Source organism: Rickettsia lanei (genome assembly GCF_056242675.1).
Map to the genome: position 1 here is coordinate 568343 of NZ_CP172233.1, position 24971 is coordinate 593313.

Consider the following 24971-nt stretch of genomic DNA (forward strand, 5'->3'; position numbering starts at 1 on the left):
TAAGCTCGTAACTTGACGTTATATACTATAATATATATAATTATCTCATCTTTAAAAATAATATAAAACAATAAAGCAAATGCTTAATAAAAAACATATCTCAATTTTAAAAAAATCCCCATGGAAAGATTTTGATTCTGATAAAGAAGATAACATATTCACAAGGCCGCGTAAAAATCAATTTAATTTTGATCAATTTCAATTCCCGTTTAATTTCAATGCTAAAACAATAATTTTAGTTGTTGTTGCAGTGGTTGCTTTATGGCTCGCTTCAGGTATTTATGAAATAAAAGAAGGCGAAGAAGCAGCGGTAATAAGATTTGGGCGTTTTGTGCGTAAGGGCTACCCTGGGCTTAATTATCATTTACCGGCACCTTTTGAAAAGATAATAGTTGAGAAAGTTAAACAATCACGTCGGATTGAGATTGGTTATCGTACAAATAGCTCTCTGCGTAGCGGTGGCGATAATACTAAAAATATTGCCGGTGAAAGTATAATGCTCACCGGTGATGAAAATATCATTGCTTTAAATTGTGATGTAATGTGGCATATTAATAATCTTGAAGATTTTATTTTTAACGTACAAAGACCTGCAGAAACAGTAAAAGCAACAGTCGAGAGTGCCGTTAGGGAAGTCATAGGCAATACTCCTATTTCTTGGGTATTATCCGATCAAAAGCAGGAGATTACTTATAAAATAGAGAAATTAGCACAGAAGATATTGGATAGTTATAATGCCGGCGTTATGATTGAGAAAGTACAATTATTAAAAGCCGAGCCGCCTGCCGAAGTAATAGACGCTTATAGAGACGTGCAAACTTCAAAAGCAGATAAAGAAAAAGAAATAAATCAAGCTCAAGCCTATAATAATAAGATTTTGCCGGAAGCTAGAGGAGCGGCTGCAAAGATTATACAAGAAGCAGAAGGTTATAGAGCAGAAGTTATATCGAAAGCAGAAGGTGATAGCCAAAGATTTAATGCTATTTATAAACAATATGCTACAGGTAGGCAAGTAACTAGAGATAGATTATATTTAGAAGTAGTCGAAGAGGTATTAGGCGGTTCAAATAAAACGATTATTAATAATGCACTACTGCCGCACATGGCTATTAAACCATAGGGGTGCTATGTCATTCCCGCTTTTGCGGGAATGACATCAAGCATGTTTTTCACGCTATACACAAATGACATCTAAACAACAAGGAATATTAAATGCAACAAAAGATTTATTATATAATTTTTACAATTGTTTTTGGGCTGATACTGATTTCTAGCTCCTTATTTTCAGTTGACCAACGCCAATCTGCAGTAGTATTCCAGTTTGGTGAGGCAGTTAGAACTATAGAAAATCCAGGACTGAATATTAAAATCCCGTTTATTCAAAATGTTGAATTTTTTGATAAGCGTCTTTTAGATGTTGAGGTTGAGGCAAAAGAATTAACGGCTGCTGACGGTAAACGAGTTATTGTTGATGCCTACGCCAAATTCCAAATTAATAATCCCGTAATGTTTTATAAAACGGTACATGATTATCAAGGTGTAAAAATTAGGCTGACTCGTAATCTTGAATCGTCAATGCGTAAGGTGATAGGTAAAATCTCGCTAAGTAGCCTTTTAAGTCAGGAACGTAGTAATGTAATGTTAAATATCTTAAATCAAGTGGACGGTGAAGCTAAAAGCTTCGGTATTGATGTTGTAGATGTTAGAATTTTAAGAGCAGACTTACCAAAAGAAAATAGTGCGGCTATTTATCGTCGTATGCAAACGGCACGTGAAAAAGAAGCAACCCAAATTAGAGCGGAAGGACAAGAAGAAAGCGTGCGTATTCGTTCAAAAGCAGATAAAGAAAGTAAAATAATACTTGCGAAAGCTTATCGAGATGCACAAATTATTAAAGGTGACGGCGATGAGAAAGCGGCAAAAATATATAATTCTGCTTATTCAGTTGATCCAGAATTTTATAAATTTTATAGATCACTTTTAGTATATAAAAATTCTTTAAAGAAAGAGAATACTAATTTTGTAATTTCACCGGATGCTGAAGTTTTAAAATATCTAAATCTTACTAAGTAGTATACTAGTCTATCTACTTTTTATTTACGGAGTATATGGTTAATCTGAAAATAGTTATTGTTATAATAGTTTTAATATCAAGTAACGTTGTTCTAGCAAAAGAAAATAGTAAGTCTTTAAAAGTAGCAGCTCAAGAAGAGAATGAATTTACGGAAATAAATTCTGCTCCTTTAAAAGTAAGTGAAGCCGCTCGTTATAGCTTTGCCGATATAGTTGAACCGTTAATTCCTGCAGTCGTTAATATTTCAACAATAGAATATGTTAATAGTAAATCGGAAAACGCTGAGAAAGATCCTCTGCAAGAAAAAGTTAATGATTTTTTAGAAAAGCTTAATATACCGCTGAATTTGGAAGAGGTTGATCAAACTCCGAAAAGTGTCCCGCTTGGTTCAGGATTTATTATTGAACCTAACGGCTTAATAGTGACAAACTATCATGTAATTGCAAATGTTGATAAAATTAATATAAAACTTGCAGATAATACCGAATTATCGGCTAAATTAATAGGTAACGATACTAAAACCGATTTAGCTCTCTTAAAAATAGATAGCGAGGAACCTCTACCTTTTGTTGAGTTTGGAGATTCAAATGATGCAAGAGTAGGAGATTGGGTTATTGCGATCGGTAATCCGTTTGGTAATCTAGGCGGTACGGTGACAAGTGGTATTATTTCTTCTAAAGGGCGGGATATCGATATAGATACGGACAATATAGTCGATAATTTTATTCAAACGGATGCTGCAATTAATAACGGTAATTCCGGTGGTCCTATGTTTAATTTGGATCAGAAAGTAATCGGCGTAAATACGGCAATTTTTTCACCGCTCGGTACTAATATAGGTATCGGTTTTGCAATACCGTCAAATACTGCAAAGCCTATAATCGAACGTCTTAAGAAAGATGGAAAAGTAAGTAGAGGACGCCTTGGAGTAACAATACAAGATTTAACCGAGGAAATTTCTGAAGGGCTAGGACTTAAAAATACTAGGGGGGTGTTAGTAGCTAAAGTACAAGAAGACGGTCCAGGTGATAAAGCGGGAATTAAAACAGGTGATATAATAATAGAGTTTGCAGATATACCGGTTAAAAATACTAAAAAATTACGTGTAATTATTGCAGATGCTCCTATTGATCAGGAAGTAAAAGTAAAAATACTTCGTGATAAAAAGGAGCTTGAGTTACCTATTAAAGTTACTTCGGATAATGAAGAGGTTACCAAAGATTCTACAGAAGAGACCAATAAGAAAGAAATAACAAATAAAGAAGAAAATAATTTATCTATTACTAAAAATAATATTACTTTTGGTAATTTGACTGAAGAACTAAGACAAAAATATACTATTCCTCAAGATAAAATGGGAATAGTGATAACCAATATTGATGAAGAAGAAAGTAGCTTCAAAATTGGTGATCTGATAACCAATATTAATCAGGAAAGCATAGACGATATAAGTAAGCTAGAAGAATTATATGACAATGCTAAAAAATCAGATAAGCAAAATATTTTGCTCTTGATTGAAAGGGGGAGTAGTAATATGTTCGTACCATTGCAGGTTATGTAGTTTTCTATGTTATTGCTACGAAGGAAAAATAATCTTAACATTGATACAAAAATTACATATTTAATAAAATAAAGCTATAAAAATAAGTTTTTTATAGCTTTTGCTGGATTCCCGCCTTCGCGGGAATGACATAGAATGTAAAAATAATACCTAAATAATTTATGAATGAAAAAATAGCAATTTTAAGTGCATATAGTTTTGTTAATATAGAAGAACCAGCGAATTTGATACCGAAACTTTTGCTTATCGGTAAAAGAAAATATATTAGAGGTACTATTTTATTAGCTAATGAAGGCTTTAACGGTTCTTTTTCAGGTTCATATGAAAATGTAAATCTTGTACTTGAAGAATTGATAAAGCTGACCGGTCCCAAAGATGTTAACGTTAAAATAAATTATAGTGATGTTCATCCTTTTCAGAAATTGAAAGTCAGACTGAAGAAAGAGATCGTAGCAATGAACGTTGATGATTTAAATGTTGATTTGTTTAAAGGCGAATATATAGAGCCGAAAGATTGGGATGAATTTATCACAAAACAAGATGTTATAGTAATAGATACTCGAAATGATTATGAAGTAGAGGTTGGTACATTTAAATCAGCAATTAATCCTAAGACCAAAACATTTAAACAATTTCCTGCTTGGGTTCAGCAGAATCAAGAATTGCTCAAAGGTAAGAAAATTGCTATGGTTTGTACAGGTGGTATCAGGTGTGAAAAATCCACCAGCTTACTTAAAAGCATAGGTTATAATGAGGTATATCATTTAAAGGGTGGAATACTGCAATATCTAGAAGATACAAAAAACAAGAACAATTTATGGCAAGGTGAATGTTTTGTCTTCGATGATAGGAGAGCAGTGACAGATGATTTATCGCCTGTAGAAAGACATTGGTTGCAGAGATAGATGTCGTTGACCGATTGAAACGTGTAGTATGTCATTCCCGCGAAAACGGGAATCCAGAAAAAAGAGAGCTTTTAATTTTAAAAATTCAGTATAGTTGTATTTTTTAATTACTGGATTCCTGCTTCCGCAGGAATGACATAACCCTTTGTTTATTTATTAGAAATATATGACTAAAACCAAACAAGAAATTTATAATAAGCGTCCAACTTCACCGCATTTAACTATATATAAGCCACAAATAAGTTCTACATTATCAATTTTGTATCGTATGACCGGCGTAGCTTTGTTTTTTGCGGTGTCAATCTTGGTGTGGTGGTTGATTCTTAGTAAATATGACAATAATTATTTACAGCTTGCTGAATGCTGTATTATAAAAATATGTTTAGTAGCTGTTAGCTACGCTTGGTTTTATCATTTATGTAACGGCATTCGGCATTTATTTTGGGATATCGGTTACGGTTTTTCTATAAAATTGGTTAATATCACCGGTTGGTGTGTAGTGGTAGGATCTGTATTATTAACGGTATTGTTATGGGTGTAGTAATTAAAAATGTCATTGCGAGGAGATGCGTAGCATCGACGTGGCAATCTCAGAAATAATAACAAATGCCTGAGATTGTTTCGTCAATTGCTATGCAATTTCCTCGCAATGACGAAAAGCTAAAACAAATAATAGAGAAAATTAATGGTATATGATTTTAAAGCAGAAATTGTAAAAGCAAAAAATAGCGGTTCTGCTAAAAGCGGTTCTCATCATTGGTTATTGCAAAGAGTAACGGGGATTATATTAGCTTTATGTTCTGTGTGGCTAATATATTTTACGTTAACCAACAAAAATAATGATATAAATATTATTATGTGGGAACTTAAAAAGCCTTTTAATGTAGTAGCTTTGTTAATTACGGTGGTTATTTCGTTGTATCATGCGATGCTTGGTATGCGTGTAGTAATTGAAGATTATATAAGTTGTCACAAATTACGTAATACATTGATTATAATAGTGCAATTATTTTGCATTGTTACTATTGTAGCTTTTGTAGTAGCGCTGTTTTATAAAGGATAAAAATTGTCATACCGCGGCTTGACCGCGGTATCCAGAAAGCAATATTGTGTATTGAATTACTGGACCCCGTGGTCAAGCCATGGGGTGACAGAGATAGACAATTCACGTATCAAAATAGTAAAAAATTAATTTAATGACCAAAGCGTATAATATCATTCATCATAAATTTGACGTAGTAGTTGTAGGTGCAGGCGGAGCAGGTCTTCGGTCTGCATTCGGTATGGCTAAAGAAGGGCTAAATACTGCTTGTATAACTAAGCTGTTCCCAACCCGTAGTCATACTGTGGCTGCTCAGGGCGGAATTAGTGCGGCTCTTGGGAATATGGGTGAAGATGATTGGCGTTGGCATATGTATGATACGGTAAAAGGTTCTGATTGGTTAGGCGATCAGGATGCCATTGAGTATATGTGCAAAAATGCTCCCGGTGCGATTTTAGAGCTAGAGCATTACGGCGTACCTTTCTCAAGAACTGAAGAGGGAAAAATTTATCAGCGTCCTTTTGGAGGGATGACAACAGAGTACGGCAAAGGAAAAGCAGCGCAGCGTACATGTGCTGCGGCAGATCGTACGGGGCATGCCATACTGCATACTTTATATCAACAGTCACTAAAACATAAAGTACAGTTTTTCGTTGAGTATTTTGCTATTGATTTATTGATGGAAGATGGTGAATGTAGAGGCGTAGTTGCGTGGAATTTAGATGACGGTAGTCTGCATTGTTTTAGAGCGCATAATGTAGTGCTTGCAACGGGCGGATACGGGCGTGCTTATTTTTCAGCGACGTCTGCTCATACTTGTACTGGTGATGGGGGCGGCATGGCGATTAGAGCCGCTCTTCCACTGCAAGATATGGAATTTGTACAGTTCCATCCGACAGGTATATATTCGGCCGGCTGTCTTATTACCGAGGGGGCAAGAGGCGAAGGGGGATATCTCGTTAATGCAAACGGTGAGCGTTTTATGGAGCGTTATGCTCCTGCTGCAAAGGATTTAGCTTCAAGAGATGTAGTTTCAAGAGCAATGACTATAGAAATCAGAGAGGGGCGAGGAGTCGGCAAGCATAAAGATCATGTATTTTTACATTTAAATCATTTATCGCCTGAGATTTTACATAGTCGTTTGCCCGGGATCTCTGAGACGGCTAAAATTTTTGCCGGTGTTGACGTGACTAAAGAGCCGATACCGGTACTTCCTACGGTACATTATAATATGGGCGGGATACCAACGAATTATCACGGTCAAGTCATAATCAAAGACGGTAAAAATCATAATAGCGTAGTAAAAGGGCTTATGGCAATCGGTGAAGCGGCTTGCGTATCGGTACACGGTGCTAACCGATTAGGATCAAATTCTTTGCTTGATTTGGTAGTATTTGGTAGAAGTTCTGCATTAAAAGCAGCCGAGCTTATTAAGCCTGCGAGTCCCCACAAGTCTATAAAAGAAGAAAGCCTTGAAAAAATTATAAATAGATTTGATAAAGTCCGTCACGCTAACGGTAATATTTTAGTTGCAGAGTTAAGGCTTAAAATGCAACGAACTATGCAAAGCCATGCTTCGGTATTTAGAACTCAAGAGGTACTAGATGCAGGGGCAGGAATGATTAGCGAAATAAGAAGCGGCTATAAAGATATAAAAATTAACGATAAATCTTTAATTTGGAATAGCGATTTGGTGGAAGCCTTAGAGCTAGATAATCTACTTGATCAAGCTTTAGTAACGGTATATTCGGCAGCTGCAAGAAAAGAAAGTAGAGGAGCTCATGCACGTGAAGATTATCCTGATCGTAATGATGAGGATTGGATGAGGCATACTCTTAGCTCTATCGATGAAGCAGGTAAAGTAGTTCTTGATTATAAACCTGTGACTTTAACTACTTTAACCGATGAAGTAACACCAGTCCCGCCGGTGAAGAGAGTGTACTGATAATGTTCTTATGTCATTCATGCGAAAGCAGGAATCTAGAAACCTTTAATGTTATCCCGAGATTAAATCGCGGGATCCAAAAATGCTTATTTTTTAGATATCGTGATCAAGCCGCGGTATGACAAGAAAAAAATATATATAAAATATGTTTGAGTATTTAATAAAGTTCTATCCAAAAATCTTTTTTATTGTAGAGGGAACTTTGGTAACTTTAAAATATAGCGTTATTGCTGTTATATTTGGTTTAGTAATAGGGATGCTGCTCGCTATTTGTAAGGTAAATAACAATCGTGCTTTAAGGCTTTTTGCAAATTTCTATACGTCTATTTTCAGAGGAACGCCTTTATTAATTCAATTAAGTATTATTTATTTTGCTTCACCTTATATCATAGGCATTAAATTTAGTGTGTTTATGGCGGGAGCTATTGCTTTTTCTCTTAATTCGGGAGCATATGTTTCCGAAGTAATCAGGGCAGGGATTAATGCAGTTGATAAAGGGCAGTTTGAAGCGGCTGAAGCTCTTGCTATTCCAAAGTTTTTAATAACGAAAGATATAATTCTGCCGCAAGCAGTTAAAAATATTTTTCCGTCATTAGTAAATGAGCTTGTAAATTTGATTAAAGAATCAGCCATTATTTCTATGCTTGGAGAAATGGATTTAATGCGTAGAGCACAAATTGTATCAATTGAAACATATAATTATTTTTTTCCAATGCTTATTGCTGCGTGCTGTTACTATATTTTAGTGATGTTAATCAGCTTTATAGCAAAAATAATTGAGAAAAAAATGATTGTTAATTAAAACATACTTGCTTTTATGGAAAAAGTAATTATAATTTAAATTTAGTGTAATTTACAAATTCTTATAATTTGTATTTAGAAATGATTGAAAATAAAGGGTGGAAGTATTTTCACCCTTTAATTATCGTATATATAAGTTTTTTTGGAGTATTTTTTTTAATGCCGACATATAATCAATTAGTACGTTTTGGGAGAAAGTCAAAAACTCGTAAGACCAAATCTCCTGCCTTAGAATCTAATCCTTTTAAAAGCGGTGTTTGCCTAGTTGTAAAAACCGTTACCCCTAAAAAGCCTAACTCTGCACTTCGTAAGATTGCAACGGTGCGTTTAAGTAATAAAAGAACCGTAAATGCATATATTCCTGGTGAAAAGCATAGTGTAAAGGAACATGATAGGGTGTTGGTAAGAGGTGGTCAGGTGCCTGATCTTCCGGGGGTGAAATATCATATCGTACTCGGTGCTTATGATATTGCCGGAGTTAAAGGACGTAAGCAAGGTCGGTCACGTTACGGTGCTCCTCGTAAACAAGTTGCAGTTACAAAAAAATAAATTATTAGTTAGAGAGAAAAAATAAAATGTCACGTCGTCATGCCGCAGAAAAGCGAGTAATTTTACCTGATATGAAATATAACAGTATTTTACTGTCAAGATTTATCAATAATATTATGAAAGAAGGGAAGAAAGCCCTTGCAGAGAAAATTGTTTATTCAGCCTTTAATAAAATTGAAAAGAAGCATAGAGTTGATCCGTATCAAGCCTTTAATAATGCTCTGCATAACGTGAAGCCGCATTTAGAAGTAACTTCGGTTAGGGTTGGAGGAGCTAATTATCAAGTTCCGACTCATGTTGATGAAAGAAGAGGATATGCCCTTGCTAGCCGTTGGATTATTAATGCTGCGTCAAAACGTTCTGAAAAAATGATGATTGATAAACTTGCCGAAGAGCTGTTTGAAGCTTCTAATAATAGAGGTGTTGCCATTAAGAAGAAAGAAGATACTCATAAAATGGCCGAAGCTAATAAAGCTTTCTCTCATTTTAGCCCTAAAAAAATGAAATAAGGTAGGGTAATAATGAGTAAAATAAATAAACTTGAGCATATTCGTAATATCGGTATATGTGCTCACATTGATGCCGGTAAAACCACAACTACCGAACGTATTTTATATTATACCGGTAAATCGCATAAAATAGGTGAAGTTCATGAGGGTGGTGCTACCATGGATTGGATGGAACAAGAACAAGAACGCGGTATAACCATTACCTCAGCTGCTACTACTTGTAGATGGCAAGATAAAATAATTAATATTATCGATACTCCTGGACACGTTGACTTTACTATCGAAGTAGAGCGTTCGCTTCGTGTTCTTGACGGTGCAGTTGCAGTATTTGACGGTGTAGCAGGTGTTGAACCGCAGTCAGAAACGGTTTGGAGGCAAGCAGATAAATATAATGTTCCTAGAATGTGTTTTGTCAATAAAATGGACAGAATGGGAGCAGATTTTTATAGATGCGTTGAAATGCTCAAAGATCGTTTAGGAGCAAAACCGCTTGTTATTCAGTTGCCTGTAGGGATTGAAGAAAATTTTAAAGGTATCATTGATCTTATTAAAATGAAAGCAGTGATTTGGAAAGATGAAGCACTTGGAGCTGAGTATTTTGAAGAAGATATACCTGCCGATATGAAAGATAAAGCTGAAGAATATCGTGCTAAATTACTTGATATGGTTGTTGAGTTAGATGATCATGTTATGGAAAAATATTTATCAGGTGAAGAAGTAACAGCAGAAGAGATTAAAAGATTAATCAGAAAAGGTACTATTTCAGCAGCATTTTATCCGGTTTTATGCGGTAGTGCTTTTAAAAATAAAGGGGTACAGCCTTTACTTGATGCCGTAGTAGATTTCCTACCTTCGCCTATTGATATAGGTATAGTAAAAGGTATGGCAGTAAGTACCGGTGAAGAAAAAGATTTCCCTATTTCGGTAACTGAGCCTTTTGCAGCTTTAGCATTTAAAATTATGAATGACCCATTTGTCGGTTCATTAACTTTTATTAGAATATATTCAGGTAAAATTACTTCAGGAACAACTGTTATTAATACCGTAAAGAATAAAAGAGAAAAAATCGGTAGAATGCTATTAATGCATGCTAATAATCGTGAAGACGTAAAAGAAGCATCAGCAGGTGATATAGTAGCTTTAGCAGGTCTTAAAGATACTACCACAGGTGATACGTTATCTGATATTGATCAGCAAGTAATCTTAGAAAGAATGGAATTTCCAGAGCCGGTAATTGAGCTTGCAGTAGAACCTAAATCAACAGCCGATCAAGAAAAAATGGGCCTTGCACTTTCTCGTTTAGCAGCTGAAGATCCATCATTTAGAGTGTCAACTGATTATGAAACAGGACAAACAGTGATAAAAGGAATGGGAGAGCTCCATTTAGAAATTATCATTGATCGTATGAGAAGAGAGTTTAAGGTCGAAGCAAATATTGGAGCTCCTCAAGTAGCATATCGTGAAACTATAACAAAAGTTTGTGAAATTGATTATACCCATAAGAAACAATCCGGCGGTGCAGGACAATTTGCTCGTGTAAAAATTATTTTTGAGCCTCTAAAAGAGGTAAAAGATCTAAAAGATGAAGATAAAAATAAAATTTTTGTCTTTGAAAGTAAAATCATCGGCGGTGCCGTGCCTAAAGAATATATACCAGGTGTTGAAAAAGGATTAAATAATATTAGAGAAACCGGTGTTATTGCCGGTTATCCTATGATTGATTTTAAAGCAACTTTAGTTGACGGTGCGTTTCATGATGTAGATTCTAGTGTACTTGCGTTTGAAATTGCTGCAAAGGCAGCATTTAGAGAAGGGATGCCGAAAGGTAATCCTAAATTACTTGAGCCGATTATGCAAGTTGAAGTTATCACTCCTGATGAATATATGGGTGATATTATAGGCGATTTAAATAGTCGTAGAGGACAAATTCAAAGCATGGATCCAAGAGGGAATGCTCAAGTAGTTACTGCGAATGTTCCTTTAGCGGAAATGTTTGGTTATGTTAATACGCTTAGGTCTTTATCTCAAGGTAGAGCTCAGTTTAGTATGATATTTTCTCATTATGATCAAGTGCCGAGTCAAATAGCTGATATTATTAAAGCTAAAAAATAATTTAGGGGTGAGGTGTCACGTCTTACAGAAATACATGTTGTTTTGCCGTGGCAGCTTATACAGTAACAGTACTGTTTATTATAGTAATTTTTAATAATAACAAATATTTTTAATAACTTTTATTGATTTTTTATTAAAAATATGATAGGAGTGTAGCTCAATTGGTAGAGCGCCGGTCTCCAAAACCGGAGGTTGCGGGTTCGATACCTGTCGCTCCTGCCATTATAGGCTTAGAGCTTTTTTGCTATAAAATATAGAATTTTTACAAAATTTGCTTATAGAGAGAAATTTGAAAGAGGTACTTCACCTCGAATCGCAGCGTACATAATAGTATGTGAGAATTCCAGTGCTGGATTATCGTCTCAATGGCCTTTAGAAGTAGCATTTTGTAAGAAGTCTAATAAATTACCTAACAAAAATATGTTTAAAGAATATAAAATTTATAAGTTTTTTGAACAAGTTAAACAAGAAACTTATAAGGTAGTTTGGCCAACTAGAAAAGAGCTTGTTGCTTCAACGTTAGTAGTGGTAGTAGCAGTTTTTATTTTTAGTCTAATTTGTTTGGTACTTGATTATAGTATACATAACATAATGCAGCTTTTGCTTAATATCGGCAAATAGTATAAGGAATAAATTGTGACAGCACAGAGTATAGATAATATATTGCCTTCTTCTGAAAAAAATGTAAAGCAGTGGTATGTAGTACATACGGCATCAGGAGCAGAGAAACGCATTAAAGAAGATATGCTTAGAAAAATCGCTAAACAGAACATGACGGATTGTTTTGAAGATATATTAATACCTGTTTTTGGAGTTTCTGAAGTTAAACGCGGTAAAAATTTCAAGGTAGAAAAAAAACTAATGCCGAGTTATATCTTGATAAAGATGAATATGACTGATAAATCTTGGCATTTAGTAAAAAATATATCTGGAGTAACCGGCTTTTTAGGAAGCAAAACCACGCCAAAAGCTCTTACAGAAAGTGAAATACAAAATATTTTTAATAATTTGGAAGCAGAAGCTAAAGAAGCAAAGAATTCTAAATTGTATGAAGTTGGTGAAATAGTGACTGTTATAGATGGTCCTTTTGAAACTTTCATGGGTACAGTAGAAGGAATAGATCAAGAAAAAAATAGGTTAAAAGTTTCAGTTGCAATATTTGGTAAAGCAACTCCAATAGAACTAAATTTTAATCAAGTAAAGAAAAATGATTAAAAGTTGGACTAAATACGGTTTATTAATTACTTAAGCTGTATTGTACGAATGTTCAGGATGTCATTGTTGCGGGATAATGTGTCGTCATTGCAAGCAGCCGTAGGCTGCGTGGCAATCTAGGAGAAATAATACAAAACTTCTGATTTACAGAATTTTTTTCTTCCTTGTTTTGTCAAAACTTACAGCTTGTCCTTGCAATGATGGGAAACAAGATCCATGCAATTGTTACAAAGTAATATTAATTTAAGAGAAAAATAAGGATATTTATAAATGTCTCAGAAAGCAATAAAAGGTTATATTAACTTGATAATTCCAGCTGCTGGAGCCACTCCTGCACCTCCTATAGGACCAGCCCTAGGACAAAGAAAAGTTAATATTGCAGCATTTTGTAAAGATTTTAATGATGCTACGCAAGGTATGGAAAAAGGAATACCTCTGCCAACCGTAATTACTGTTTATGAAGATAGTAGTTTTTCTTTTAAAATAAAAACTCCTCCTGCTTCTTACTTTTTAAAGAAATATGCTAAAATTACTAAAGGTTCTAGTGCTACTAAAAAAGAAGCCGTAGTAGGTAAAGTTACTATGGATGATTGTCGTGAAATTGCAAGGTTAAAAATGCCTGATTTAAATACAAAAAATATTGAAGCAGCAACAAAAATTATTTGTGGTAGTGCTGCATCTATGGGACTTGAAGTAGTAGGGAATTAATTATTATGTCAAATAAGAAAGATGTTGCTGTAAAAATTAGCGGCGGTAAAAAAATAAGAGAAGCTAGAGAAAAAGTAAAATCAGATACTTTATATAATTTAACAAATGCAGTTGAACGATTAAAGTCAGCATCATATGTTAAATTTGATCCAACCTTAGAAATAGTTATGAAGCTTGGAATTGATTCTAGGCATTCCGATCAAATGGTACGTGGTGTAGTTAATTTACCTGCCGGTACAGGCAAAACCGTAAGAGTTGCCGTTATTTGTAAAGAAGAAAGAGAAGAAGAAGCTAAAAGTGCCGGAGCAGATTTAGTAGGTTCAACAAATATTATTGATGAAATTAAAGCAGGGAAAATTAATTTTGATGTATGTATAGCTACTCCCGATGTGATGGCAGCTATAGGTTCAGTTGCAAGAATTTTAGGACCAAAAGGTTTAATGCCTAACCCTAAACTTGGTACCGTAACTTTAGATATTAAAAATGCTATTAAAAATGCTAAAAGCGGTCAGGTAGAATATAGAGCAGAGAAAGCAGGTATAATTCATGCAGGGCTTGGAAAATTATCTTTTTCAGACCAAGATTTATTAAAAAATTTAAATGCGTTTATTGAGGCAGTAATTAAAGCAAAACCTGCCGGATTAAAAGGAAGTTATTTAAAAGCAATGTATTTATCTTCTACTATGGGAGCATCGGTACAAATAGATTTAACTAGTATAGCATAATTTTTATAGCCGTTTAACGGTAGTATAGTAATAATAAAAAAATTTTGTTATTTTAAAAGCATTTGTATCAGTTTAAATATATTAAACTGTATTATAAAAGGAGAATTAAAAGGTGTTAAGATCAGAAAAACCGGTAGCAGTAGAGGATATTGTAAATATTTATAAAGAATCGCCCTCTATAATTATTACTCATTATCACGGGTTAACCGTTAGTCAAGTGAGTTCGCTTAGAGAATCACTTAAATCTAAAGAAGCAGGTTTTAAAGTAGTTAAAAATACTTTAGCAAAAATAGCTGCAAATCAAACAGGGCTTAATAGTATTGCTAATTTATTTGCGGGTCCTACTGCTATTGTTTATTCTAAAGAACCGGTTGAGATGGCAAAATTAGTAGTTAGTTTTGCTAAGGCTAATGATAATCTTAAGATTATCGGTGGAATAGTAGATAATCACGTATTAGATGAACATTCAATAAAAGAACTTTCTAAGCTACTTACACTTAATGAGCTTAGGGGTAAAATTGTTGGGTTATTACAAGCACCGGCTACTAAGGTTGTAGGTGTTTTACAAGCCCCATCTTCGAGTATGGCGAGAGTAATACAAGCACATGCTAGTAAAAATTAACTTAAAGGTTACTGCATCAGGTATTTTAATTGATAATTAAAGAGCTGTTATAGTGAAAATTAATAAGGTTTTTTATAGGATATTATTCTTATTTTAAAAAAGTCTTATAATTTGAAGCACAAAAGAATTTAATTAACTTTAAAATGCCTGATGTAGTAATCTCTCAATATAAAAAAAGTAAAAAGGAAAAAATTATGGCAGATTTAGCTAAAATTGAAGAACAATTATCATCATTAACGTTAATGCAAGCAGCTGAGCTTGTGAAAATGCTAGAAGAAAAATGGGGTGTATCTGCAGCAGCTCCTGTAGCTGTAGCAGCTGCCGGTGCTGCAGCTCCTGCGGCGGCTGAAGCAGTAGCTGAAAAAACTGAGTTTGAAGTAGTTTTAACAGCTGCCGGTGATAAGAAAGTTGAAGTAATTAAAGTTGTGAAAGATATCACAGGTCTTGGTTTAATTGAAGCTAAGAAATTAGTTGATGAAGCTCCAAAGCCGATTAAAAGCAATGTGAAAAAAGCAGAAGCAGATGAAATCAAAGGTAAGTTAGAAGCTGCTGGAGCAAAAGTTGAATTAAAATAATTATTTCTGCACTAGGTTCTGTAAAGAAAAGTTGAATTATTCGTATTTTAGATAGTTTTAAGTAAAAATTAATAAGATGCTTGTTGAAACAGTTGTTGTTATTCCAAGAAAAATCTTATAATTTTCAATCAAAAACAACTAAGTATAGGTGAATTTTTTTACAGGACCTAATGTTTTTGCATTACAGATGAAATATTGTATAGCTTTAAATTAACTTCTTAAAATCCAAAAAGCCTTATTCAAATTTTAATTACTAAATAAGGCTTTTTGGATTTTAAGAAGTTAATTTAAAGCTAATTTAAGTTATTTTTTTGCAATAGGATAAAGCTATTACATTAAAAGTCTTATTGATTAAAATAATTTGGTTAATGTGTACCATACATCTAGAAGTTTAAATTATTGAAATTTTCTAGGTTCTGTGAACATTTATAATTGATTTTTAGTGAAAATTAATGAGATTTTTGAAGGAATAGCTACCTATTTTAAAAAAATATTATAATTTGTTGCAACAAACAAATAACCAAAATCAAATCTTTTTGGAAATGTTCATAGAGCCTACACAAGATCTAAATAAGAAACTTACTAGGTTTCTTTAATTTAAGTTTTATGTGAAAAATTTTAAAACAGTATATTTTATTTTACTGCAAATTATAAGTATTTTATTGAAATAGGTATCTATTACAATAAAAACTTTATTGTTTATAATATAAATAATTTAAATTTTATATGCAGAACCTAGGTGCTGAATACTTTTGATTAATGATTATTAATTAGGAGATATTTTTAAGCGAAAATTAATAAGATTTTTGAGAGGAGAGTTTATTACTATTTCAAAAAAATCTGATGATTTACAGCTAAAAAGAGCCATAATTATTATTATTCTATTAAAAGTGCATAGGACCTAATCACTGTAATACGGGCAGTAATTTTATCAGTCAGGAGATTATATGGTTTCATTAAGGGATAATATAGAAGCACAACCCTTGTCACATAATAGAAGAATAAGAAAAAATTTCGGTCACATAAATTTAGTAGCAGATATACCGAATTTGATTGAAATTCAAAAAAATTCATATGAGAAAAATTTTCTACAGTTAAATATTAAAGATTCTGAAAGAAAAAACAAAGGTTTACAATCTATATTAAACTCAATTTTTCCTATTTCAGATTCCTCCAATGTTGCTAATTTAGAATTTGTAAAATATGAATTTGATACTCCAAAATATGATGTAGAAGAGTGCAGTCAAAGAAGTTTAAGTTATGCTGCGCCTCTTAAAGTTACTTTAAGATTAAGTATTTGGGATATAGATGAGGATACCGGTACTAGAGAAATTAAAGGGATTAAAGAGCAAGAAGTATATATGGGTGATATCCCATTAATGACTAAAAACGGTACTTTTATTATCAACGGTACGGAAAGAGTAGTTGTATCACAAATGCATCGCTCACCTGGTGTATTCTTTTATCATGATGAAGGAAAAGTCCACTCTTCCGGCAAGCTTTTATATTCTGCTCGTGTTATTCCATATAGAGGGTCTTGGCTTGATTTAGAATTCGACGCTAAGGATGTTATTTATTTCAGGATTGATAGAAAAAGAAAGCTTTATACTACTACTTTGCTTAGAGCTATAGGTATGAGTACTGAAGAAATTATAAAATTTTATTATAATTCAGTAACTTATAAGCTTGTTAAAAATAAAGGTTGGGCGGTTAAATTTATACCTCAGCATATTACTGCTCATCGTTTAACAAGTGATTTAGTAGATGCAGATACTGGCAATATTCTACTGAAAGCAGGACAAAAAATTACTCCGCGTTTGGCTAAAAAATATTTTGGGGAAGGGCTTAATAATATTTTAGTAGCTCATGAAACTTTAATCGGCAAATATCTATCCGAAGATTTAAGAGATCCTGCAAGCGATGAAGTATTAGCAAAAATCGGTGAAATGATTACTGCTGATATGCTAAATGTTATTAATGATCTTAAAATTAAAAATGTTAACGTATTAGTAATCAATCCTCAATCCGGTCCATATATAAGGAACACCTTATTTGCTGATAAAAATCAGGATCGTGAGGCAGCATTATGTGATATTTTCAGAGTTCTAAGACCAGGCGAACCTGCTAATATCGAAGCGGCTGAAAGCCTGTTTTATAATTTATTCTTTGATACGGAAAGATATGATCTTTCAGAAGTCGGGCGAATAAAAATGAATTCTAGGTTAGAGCTGAATATTTCTGAAGAAGTTACGGTTTTAACAATTGATGATATTAAAAATATCGTAAGAGTTTTAGTAGAGCTTAAAGACGGTAAAGGTGTCATAGATGATATTGATCATTTAGGTAATAGAAGGGTTAGATCGGTAGGTGAATTGATAGAAAATCAATTTAGAATAGGTTTAGTCCGAATGGAAAAATCTGTAATTGAAAGGATGTCGGCAGGTGATGTTGATACCGTAATGCCTCATGATTTAGTAAATTCTAAAATTTTAGTTTCAGTAGTAAAAGAATTTTTTAGTACCTCCCAATTATCCCAATTTATGGATCAAACAAATCCATTATCGGAAATAACTCATAAAAGAAGGCTGTCGGCACTCGGTCCCGGGGGTCTTAGTCGAGATCGAGCAGGTTTTGAGGTGCGTGACGTACATCCGACTCATTACGGTCGTATTTGTCCTATTGAAACACCTGAAGGTCAGAATATCGGGTTAATTAACTCTATGGCTACTTATGCTAGAATAAATAAACATGGTTTTATAGAGAGTCCGTATAGAAGAGTTAAAGATGGATGTGTAACCGATGAAGTGGTATATCTTTCTGCTATTGAAGAAGGTAAATACAAAATCGGACAAGCAAATTCTAAAATTAATAAAGACGGAAAGCTGCAAGGAGAGTTTATTAATTGCCGTGTTGAAGGCGGTAATTTTGTAATGGTAGAACCGTATGAGGTAGACTTCATTGATGTGACTCCTATGCAGGTAGTATCGGTTGCGGCTTCTCTTATACCTTTCTTAGAAAACGATGATGCTAACCGTGCTTTGATGGGTTCAAACATGCAAAGACAAGCCGTTCCTTTAATTAAAACGGATGCACCTTTTGTAGGTACTGGAGTTGAAGGGGTAGTAGCTAAAGATTCCGGAGCGTCAGTGCTTGCATTACATGACGGTATTGTTGAGCAGGTAGATTCAAATAGAATCGTGATTAGAACTCTAGAACACAAAGTTGACGGTTCTCCTTCGGTTGATATTTATAACTTACTAAAATTCCAAAAATCCAATCATAATACTTGTATAAATCAAAAGCCTTTAGTTAAGGTTGGGCATTACGTTAAGAAAAACGATATTATAGCTGACGGTCCTAGTACGGATAACGGTGAAATTGCTTTAGGTCGAAACGTGCTTGTGGCTTTCTTACCTTGGAACGGTTATAATTTTGAAGATTCCATTTTAATATCCGAACGTATAGTAAAAGAGGATGTATTTACATCTATTCATATTGAAGAGTTTGAAGTAATAGCTAGAGATACACGCCTTGGTCCTGAAGAAATTACCCGTGATATACCGAATGTAAGTGAAGAAGCATTGCGTCATCTTGATGAGGTCGGAATAATTTATATAGGTGCAGAAGTAAAAGCCGGTGATATTTTAGTTGGAAAAGTAACACCAAAAAGTGAATCGCCTATTACTCCTGAAGAGAAGCTACTACGTGCTATTTTCGGGGAAAAAGCTTTTGACGTAAAAGATTCATCGCTGCATGTACCTTCCGGAGTGAGCGGAACTGTAGTAGAAGTAAGGGTATTTTCTCGTAGAGGTGTAGAAAAAGACCAGCGAGCTATTGCTATTGAAAAACAACAAATTGAAAAATTCGCAAAAGACAGAGATGATGAATTAGAAATTATTGAGCATTTTGTGTTTAGTTGGCTTGAAAAGCTTTTAGTAGGGCAGGTGATTATTAACGGTCCTAAGCAAGTAAAAGTAGGACAAACTATTACTACTGAAATGCTAAAAGGCTTATCTAAAGGGCAATTTTGGCAGATTACCGTGGAAGATGCAAATGTAATGAATGAAATAGAGCAGATAAAGACTCATTATGATGAGAAAAAAGAGGCTCTTGATAAAAGATTTGCTACTAAGGTAGAGAAATTGCAAAGTGGTGATGATTTACCTCAGGGAGCTTTAAAAGTAGTAAAAGTATTTATTGCAACTAAGCATAAATTACAACCCGGGGATAAAATGGCAGGAAGACACGGAAATAAAGGTGTTATTTCACGTATCGTACCTGAAGAAGATATGCCGTTTTTAGAAGATGGAACTGTGGTAGATATCGTGCTTAACCCTCTAGGTCTTCCGTCCCGTATGAATATAGGACAGATTTTAGAAACGCATCTTGGGTGGGCATCAATAAATTTAGCAAAAAAAATATCTACCTTAGTAAAGGAATATAAAAATAAACATATAGGTATTGAGCAGATTAAGAAATTCTTAATTGAACTGTATGGAGAAAATATTAATTCTATACTTGAAAGACCGGAAGAAGAGATTATCGCTTTTTGTAAGAAAGTAAGTAAAGGCGTATATTTTGCAACTCCTGTATTTGATGGAGCAAAAGTTCAGGACGTTAAAGATATGCTAAAGCTTGCCGGTCAAGACCCTTCAGGACAAGTGAAATTAATTGACGGTAGAACCGGTGAATATTTTGACCGTCTAGTAACCGTAGGACAGAAATATTTGCTGAAATTGCATCATTTAGTCGATAATAAAATTCACTCCCGTTCTATAGGACCTTATAGCTTAGTAACGCAGCAACCGCTTGGAGGTAAGTCTCATTTCGGCGGACAGCGTTTCGGAGAAATGGAATGCTGGGCATTACAAGCTTACGGTGCAGCTTATACGTTACAGGAAATGTTAACGGTTAAGTCGGATGACGTAAACGGTAGGATCAAAACTTATGATTCTATAGTACGTGGTGAAAATAATTTTGAATCAGGCATTCCTGAATCATTTAATGTTATGATAAAAGAATTTAGATCTTTATGTCTTAACGTAAAGCTTGAAGTAACTTCAAGTTAAGAAAGACAGGTCATTTAAACAGATAAAAAACTTATTTTTTATCTGTTTTACTAGATTCCCGCTTTTGCGGGAATGACATATAGGGTGTAATAAGAACTCTGGGTAGACGAAGGTCAATTTCAAAAAGAGCTAGGAGTTCACAAGGCGAGGAGCGGAGCGTATACTTAATACGTGAGCACCGCAGAACTTGTAGAACGACAACGCCAATTTTTGAAATTCACCGAGTATATACGAGTAATTTTTAAGGAAAAGTATTTATGAGCGTAGTAAATTTTTACGGACAATTAAGTAATACTCAACAATTTGATCAGATAAGGATTAATATAGCAAGTCCCGATCAGGTACGTTCGTGGTCTTTCGGTGAAGTAACAAAACCTGAAACAATTAACTATCGAACTTTTAAACCTGAGAAAGATGGTTTATTTTGTGCAAGAATTTTTGGTCCGGTAAAAGATTATGAATGTCTTTGCGGTAAATATAAGCGGATGAAAAACCGTGGCATTACGTGTGAGAAATGCGGCGTTGAAGTTACGGTTTCTAGAGTAAGACGTGAAAGAATGGGGCATATTGAACTTGCAGCTCCCGTTGCTCATATTTGGTTTTTAAAGTCGCTACCTTCAAGAATTAGTACACTTCTTGATATGACAATGCGAGATGTAGAAAAGATTCTTTATTTTGAAAATTATGTAGTAGTTGACCCAGGGCTATCGATTTTACAAAAAGGCGAACTCTTAACAGAGGAAGAATTACAGAAAGCAAAAGATAAGTACGGTGAAGATGCATTTACTGCCTCTATAGGTGCAGAAGTAATACAACAAATGCTTAAAGAGCTTGATTTTTCAAAGTTAAAGCAAGAGTTATACGAGGAATTACAAACCACTGCTTCAGAAGTCAAAAAGAAAAAATTAGTAAAGCGTTTAAAATTAGTAGAGAATTTTTTAGAGTCAGAAAACAAGCCGGAATGGATGATTATGGATGTTTTACCGGTTATTCCTCCTGAAATTAGACCGCTTGTTATGCTTGACGGCGGAAGATTTGCTACTTCAGACTTAAATGAACTTTATAGAAGAGTAATTAATAGAAATAATCGTTTAAAGAAATTAATAGAGTCCAAAGCTCCTGATATAATAGTCAGAAATGAAAAAAGAATGTTACAAGAAGCGGTGGATGCGTTATTTGATAACGGTCGTCGCGGTAGAGCAGCGAAAAATGCTAATAAGCGTCCATTTAAGTCATTAAGTGATATGCTTAAAGGTAAGCAGGGACGTTTCCGTCAGAACTTGCTAGGTAAGAGGGTTGATTACTCAGGACGTTCGGTTATCGTGGTAGGACCTGAGCTTAAACTTCACCAGTGCGGTTTACCTAAAAAAATGGCTCTGGAGTTATTTAAGCCGTTTATTTATTCTAAGCTTGAGTTGTACGGCATCGCTACAACTATTAAAGCCGCTAAAAGAATGGTGGAAGCTGAAAAATCCGAAGTGTGGGACGTGCTTGAAGAGGTAATTAGAGAGCATCCGGTTTTACTGAATAGGGCTCCGACGTTACATAGGCTTGGTATTCAAGCATTTGAACCGCTATTAATTGAAGGTAAAGCGATCCAGCTTCATCCGCTTGTGTGTGCTGCGTTCAATGCGGATTTTGATGGTGATCAGATGGCAGTACATATCCCGTTATCGATTGAAGCACAGCTTGAAGCTAGGGTATTTATGATGTCTACAAATAATATCTTAAGCCCCGCAAACGGTCGTCCTATTATTGTACCGGATAAGGATATAGTGCTTGGTTTATATTATCTAACCCTTGCATTTGATAATGAAGTAGGCGCAGGGATGATGTTCTCAGATTTAGCTGAGATGGAACATGCTTTATATAATAAATTTATAACTATTCATACAAAGATAAAATATCGCAGAAATCAGTTAAATGCCGAAGGTAAAATGGTCCCTGTTATCATTGATACTACTTACGGTAGGTTAATGGTCGGTGAGTTATTGCCTTCTAACCCTAATATAGAATTCAAGTTTATTAATAAACAACTAACTAAAAAAGACATATCATTAGTTATAGATTTAGTTTATCGTCACTGCGGTCAAAAAGCTACGGTAATTTTTGCCGATCAGCTAATGAAACTAGGTTTTAAATATGCTTGTTCTTCAGGTATTTCTTTTGGAATGGACGATATGGTAGTACCGGAATCTAAGAGTACTCATATCAACGAAACTCAGCTTGAAATAAAAGAATTTGAACAACAATATTCAAACGGTTTAATTACTTACGGAGAGAAATATAATAAAGTAGTCGATGCTTGGTCAAGATGTACCGATAGAGTAGCAAACGACATGATGAAAGAGATTGCTACGCTGCCGGTTAATGATGCTCCAAATCATCAGAAAATAAATGCTATATATATGATGGCTATTTCCGGAGCAAGAGGTTCTTTCCAGCAAATTAAGCAGCTAGGCGGTATGCGAGGTTTAATGACCAAATCAAACGGTCAAATTATACAAACTCCTATTATCTCTAACTTTAAGGAAGGATTAACTGAATTTGAGTGTTTTAATTCTGCTAACGGAATGCGTAAAGGGCAAATAGATACGGCTTTAAAAACAGCAAGCTCAGGTTACTTAACAAGAAAATTAGTAGATGTTGCACAAGATTGTATTATTACTGAAAAAGATTGTGGAACTGATAAAGGAATTGAAGTTAAGAGTGTTATTGAAGGTGGAGAAGTTATAGTACCTTTAGCTGAAAAGATTTTAGGTCGTACTGCTGCTATTGATATATTTCATCCGGTAACTAATGATCTAATTCTCAATAAAGGCGAGCTTATTAATGAAGCAAAGTTAGAGCAGATTGAGTCGGCAGGACTCGACAGAATTATGATAAAATCCGTATTAACCTGTGAAAGTACTACCGGTATATGTAGCATATGTTACGGTAGGGATCTTGCTACCGGTACATTAGTATCAGAGGGTGAAGCAATTGGGGTTATTGCTGCTCAATCTATCGGTGAACCGGGTACGCAGCTTACAATGAGAACTTTCCATATCGGAGGAGCGGCAACAAAAGGTGCTGAGGTTTCTGCCGTAGACGCTTCCTATGACGCAAAAGTGAAAATTATAAGTCGTAACGTTGTAATTAATTCTGAAGAACGCAAAATTGTTATGAGCCGAAATTGTGAATTATTATTGCTTGATAATCACGGTAATGAAAAGGCTCGTCATAAAATTCCATACGGTGCTAGATTACTTGTTGATGATGGTGATATGGTGATTAAAACTCAAAAACTAGCAGAATGGGATCCTTATACTATACCGATTATCACGGAGAAGTCAGGTAAAGTTTTATTCAAAGATATGGTTGAGGGTATTTCTATTCGTGACGTAACTGACGAAGCTACCGGAATACCGAGTAAAGTTATTATTGAATCAAAGCAATATTCACGCGGTGCAGAATTACGTCCGCGTATACAGCTTTTAGATGCTAAAGGTGAAGTTATCACCTTATCAAACGGTTTAGAAGCTAGATATTACTTGCCGGTTGGAGCAGTGTTAAGCGTAGAAGACGGAGTACAAATATCGGTAGGTGATATCATTGCACGTATACCAAAAGAATCAACCACTACTAAAGATATTACCGGTGGTTTACCAAGAGTTGCCGAGCTTGTAGAAGCAAGACGCCCTAAAGATCATGCAGTTATTGCCGAAATTGACGGTAGAGTAGAATTCGGTAAAGACTATAAATCTAAAAGACGTATTATTATACATCCGATTGATGAAACAATGTCTATTGAATATATGGTACCAAAAGGCAAGCATGTTGTAGTTAACGAAGGTGACTTTGTTAAAAAAGGTGATTTATTGATTGACGGTAATCCGGTACTTCAAGATATTTTAAAAGTAATGGGCGTAGAGGTTCTTGCAAATTATATTGTTAATGAAGTTCAAGCCGTTTATCGTCTACAAGGTGTAAAGATTGATGATAAGCACATAGAAGTTATTATTCGTCAGATGTTACAAAAAGTAGAGGTTACGGATTCAGGCGGAACTACGTTATTAGCAGGTGAAAAAATAGATAGACATGAATTTGATGAGATAAATGAAAAAGCTATAAAAAATGGTTTAAAACCTGCTGAAGCACAATTAATATTACAAGGTATTACTAAAGCTTCTCTGCAAACTAGATCGTTTATCTCCGCGGCATCATTCCAAGAGACTACTAGAGTTTTAACTGAAGCAGCTATTGCTGGTAAAGTAGATAAGTTGCGAGGACTAAAGGAAAACGTGATAGTTGGACGATTAGTACCTGCTGGAACCGGTTACTTTATGGATAAAATGCGTAAAGCAGCCGTAAAGCTTGATGAAGAGAATGTATAAATATACTAAGATAGCACTTGAAAAATTGGCTGTGTCGTCTTTGTAAGTCGTAGGATGCTGAACGTTTAATATACGCTCCGCTCCTCGATTTACAGACCCTTTGCTCTTTTCCAAGTTGATCTTCGTATGTACCGGATAGTTTATAAAAAACCCGTCATTGCAAGCCAACATTTATGCTGGCGT

Annotated in this window: 19 protein-coding genes and 1 tRNA gene; all 20 read left to right on the plus strand. The window is 34.5% G+C overall.

Translation table 11 applies throughout. The features are described from left to right. The first annotated feature begins 79 nt into the window (after positions 1-79). The 20 genes from hflK to rpoC all read left to right on the plus strand — a co-directional run bounded on the left by hflK (position 80) and on the right by rpoC (position 24788). Complete coding sequence (hflK, locus tag ACHBLB_RS03315; RefSeq protein ID WP_475842611.1) at positions 80-1120, plus strand: FtsH protease activity modulator HflK; 1041 nt, start codon at positions 80-82, stop codon at positions 1118-1120. A gap of 92 nt (positions 1121-1212) precedes the next feature. Then, on the plus strand, positions 1213-2073 hold the full coding sequence (hflC, locus tag ACHBLB_RS03320; RefSeq protein ID WP_004996654.1) for a protease modulator HflC: 861 nt from the start codon (positions 1213-1215) through the stop codon (positions 2071-2073). Positions 2074-2108: 35 nt separating this feature from the next. Continuing rightward, a complete protein-coding gene (locus ACHBLB_RS03325; protein WP_014362750.1) occupies positions 2109-3635 on the plus strand; it encodes a Do family serine endopeptidase in 1527 nt (508 codons plus the stop codon). A 161-nt stretch (positions 3636-3796) separates the two neighbouring features. Further along, positions 3797-4540, plus strand: a complete 744-nt coding sequence (gene trhO, locus ACHBLB_RS03330) for an oxygen-dependent tRNA uridine(34) hydroxylase TrhO (protein ID WP_475842613.1) — start codon at positions 3797-3799, stop codon at positions 4538-4540. Between the two features lie 166 nt (positions 4541-4706). Further along, a complete protein-coding gene (gene sdhC, locus ACHBLB_RS03335) occupies positions 4707-5081 on the plus strand; it encodes a succinate dehydrogenase, cytochrome b556 subunit (RefSeq protein ID WP_010976843.1) in 375 nt (124 codons plus the stop codon). A gap of 144 nt (positions 5082-5225) precedes the next feature. Beyond that, entirely contained in the window at positions 5226-5603 is a 378-nt protein-coding gene (gene sdhD, locus ACHBLB_RS03340; RefSeq protein WP_012736733.1) for a succinate dehydrogenase, hydrophobic membrane anchor protein, read from the plus strand. A gap of 133 nt (positions 5604-5736) precedes the next feature. Further along, a complete protein-coding gene (gene sdhA / locus ACHBLB_RS03345) occupies positions 5737-7527 on the plus strand; it encodes a succinate dehydrogenase flavoprotein subunit (RefSeq protein ID WP_475842615.1) in 1791 nt (596 codons plus the stop codon). A gap of 145 nt (positions 7528-7672) precedes the next feature. After that, complete coding sequence (locus ACHBLB_RS03350) at positions 7673-8329, plus strand: amino acid ABC transporter permease (protein WP_475842617.1); 657 nt, start codon at positions 7673-7675, stop codon at positions 8327-8329. A gap of 158 nt (positions 8330-8487) precedes the next feature. Then, positions 8488-8877: a 30S ribosomal protein S12 gene (rpsL, locus tag ACHBLB_RS03355; protein WP_004996647.1), complete on the plus strand. Its 390-nt coding sequence runs from the start codon at positions 8488-8490 to the stop codon at positions 8875-8877. A gap of 26 nt (positions 8878-8903) precedes the next feature. Beyond that, positions 8904-9386, plus strand: coding sequence for a 30S ribosomal protein S7 (gene rpsG, locus ACHBLB_RS03360; RefSeq protein ID WP_475842620.1), 483 nt, complete (start codon positions 8904-8906; stop codon positions 9384-9386). A gap of 12 nt (positions 9387-9398) precedes the next feature. After that, positions 9399-11498, plus strand: coding sequence for an elongation factor G (gene fusA, locus ACHBLB_RS03365; protein ID WP_475842622.1), 2100 nt, complete (start codon positions 9399-9401; stop codon positions 11496-11498). Positions 11499-11644: 146 nt separating this feature from the next. Then, positions 11645-11720, plus strand: a tRNA-Trp gene (locus tag ACHBLB_RS03370). A 198-nt stretch (positions 11721-11918) separates the two neighbouring features. After that, positions 11919-12119: a preprotein translocase subunit SecE gene (gene secE / locus ACHBLB_RS03375; RefSeq protein WP_004996644.1), complete on the plus strand. Its 201-nt coding sequence runs from the start codon at positions 11919-11921 to the stop codon at positions 12117-12119. A gap of 15 nt (positions 12120-12134) precedes the next feature. Next, a complete protein-coding gene (nusG, locus tag ACHBLB_RS03380) occupies positions 12135-12713 on the plus strand; it encodes a transcription termination/antitermination protein NusG (RefSeq protein WP_475842624.1) in 579 nt (192 codons plus the stop codon). Positions 12714-12983: 270 nt separating this feature from the next. Continuing rightward, entirely contained in the window at positions 12984-13421 is a 438-nt protein-coding gene (rplK, locus tag ACHBLB_RS03385; RefSeq protein WP_475842627.1) for a 50S ribosomal protein L11, read from the plus strand. A 5-nt stretch (positions 13422-13426) separates the two neighbouring features. Next, positions 13427-14146, plus strand: a complete 720-nt coding sequence (gene rplA, locus ACHBLB_RS03390) for a 50S ribosomal protein L1 (RefSeq protein ID WP_014362755.1) — start codon at positions 13427-13429, stop codon at positions 14144-14146. A 112-nt stretch (positions 14147-14258) separates the two neighbouring features. Beyond that, positions 14259-14768 carry a 50S ribosomal protein L10 gene (gene rplJ, locus ACHBLB_RS03395; protein WP_475842629.1) on the plus strand — a complete coding sequence of 170 codons (510 nt, stop codon included), beginning with the start codon at positions 14259-14261 and terminating at the stop codon, positions 14766-14768. 194 nt (positions 14769-14962) lie between these two features. Then, the gene (gene rplL / locus ACHBLB_RS03400; RefSeq protein ID WP_014362285.1) at positions 14963-15343 is read left to right on the plus strand and encodes a 50S ribosomal protein L7/L12; all 381 of its coding nucleotides are present in this window, start codon (positions 14963-14965) and stop codon (positions 15341-15343) included. A 947-nt stretch (positions 15344-16290) separates the two neighbouring features. Continuing rightward, positions 16291-20412, plus strand: a complete 4122-nt coding sequence (rpoB, locus tag ACHBLB_RS03405; RefSeq protein ID WP_475842630.1) for a DNA-directed RNA polymerase subunit beta — start codon at positions 16291-16293, stop codon at positions 20410-20412. A 257-nt stretch (positions 20413-20669) separates the two neighbouring features. Continuing rightward, positions 20670-24788: a DNA-directed RNA polymerase subunit beta' gene (rpoC, locus tag ACHBLB_RS03410; protein ID WP_475842632.1), complete on the plus strand. Its 4119-nt coding sequence runs from the start codon at positions 20670-20672 to the stop codon at positions 24786-24788. Positions 24789-24971 lie beyond the last annotated feature (183 nt).

What these genes read in the sequence shown, in the direction of transcription:
- hflK (WP_475842611.1), top strand. Translation starts at nt 80, where the DNA reads ATGCTTAATAAAAAACATATCTCAATTTTAAAAAAATCCCCATGGAAA.
- hflC (WP_004996654.1), top strand. Translation starts at nt 1,213, where the DNA reads ATGCAACAAAAGATTTATTATATAATTTTTACAATTGTTTTTGGGCTG.
- ACHBLB_RS03325 (WP_014362750.1), top strand. Translation starts at nt 2,109, where the DNA reads ATGGTTAATCTGAAAATAGTTATTGTTATAATAGTTTTAATATCAAGT.
- trhO (WP_475842613.1), top strand. Translation starts at nt 3,797, where the DNA reads ATGAATGAAAAAATAGCAATTTTAAGTGCATATAGTTTTGTTAATATA.
- sdhC (WP_010976843.1), top strand. Translation starts at nt 4,707, where the DNA reads ATGACTAAAACCAAACAAGAAATTTATAATAAGCGTCCAACTTCACCG.
- sdhD (WP_012736733.1), top strand. Translation starts at nt 5,226, where the DNA reads ATGGTATATGATTTTAAAGCAGAAATTGTAAAAGCAAAAAATAGCGGT.
- sdhA (WP_475842615.1), top strand. Translation starts at nt 5,737, where the DNA reads ATGACCAAAGCGTATAATATCATTCATCATAAATTTGACGTAGTAGTT.
- ACHBLB_RS03350 (WP_475842617.1), top strand. Translation starts at nt 7,673, where the DNA reads ATGTTTGAGTATTTAATAAAGTTCTATCCAAAAATCTTTTTTATTGTA.
- rpsL (WP_004996647.1), top strand. Translation starts at nt 8,488, where the DNA reads ATGCCGACATATAATCAATTAGTACGTTTTGGGAGAAAGTCAAAAACT.
- rpsG (WP_475842620.1), top strand. Translation starts at nt 8,904, where the DNA reads ATGTCACGTCGTCATGCCGCAGAAAAGCGAGTAATTTTACCTGATATG.
- fusA (WP_475842622.1), top strand. Translation starts at nt 9,399, where the DNA reads ATGAGTAAAATAAATAAACTTGAGCATATTCGTAATATCGGTATATGT.
- secE (WP_004996644.1), top strand. Translation starts at nt 11,919, where the DNA reads ATGTTTAAAGAATATAAAATTTATAAGTTTTTTGAACAAGTTAAACAA.
- rplK (WP_475842627.1), top strand. Translation starts at nt 12,984, where the DNA reads ATGTCTCAGAAAGCAATAAAAGGTTATATTAACTTGATAATTCCAGCT.
- rplA (WP_014362755.1), top strand. Translation starts at nt 13,427, where the DNA reads ATGTCAAATAAGAAAGATGTTGCTGTAAAAATTAGCGGCGGTAAAAAA.
- rplL (WP_014362285.1), top strand. Translation starts at nt 14,963, where the DNA reads ATGGCAGATTTAGCTAAAATTGAAGAACAATTATCATCATTAACGTTA.
- rpoB (WP_475842630.1), top strand. Translation starts at nt 16,291, where the DNA reads ATGGTTTCATTAAGGGATAATATAGAAGCACAACCCTTGTCACATAAT.
- rpoC (WP_475842632.1), top strand. Translation starts at nt 20,670, where the DNA reads ATGAGCGTAGTAAATTTTTACGGACAATTAAGTAATACTCAACAATTT.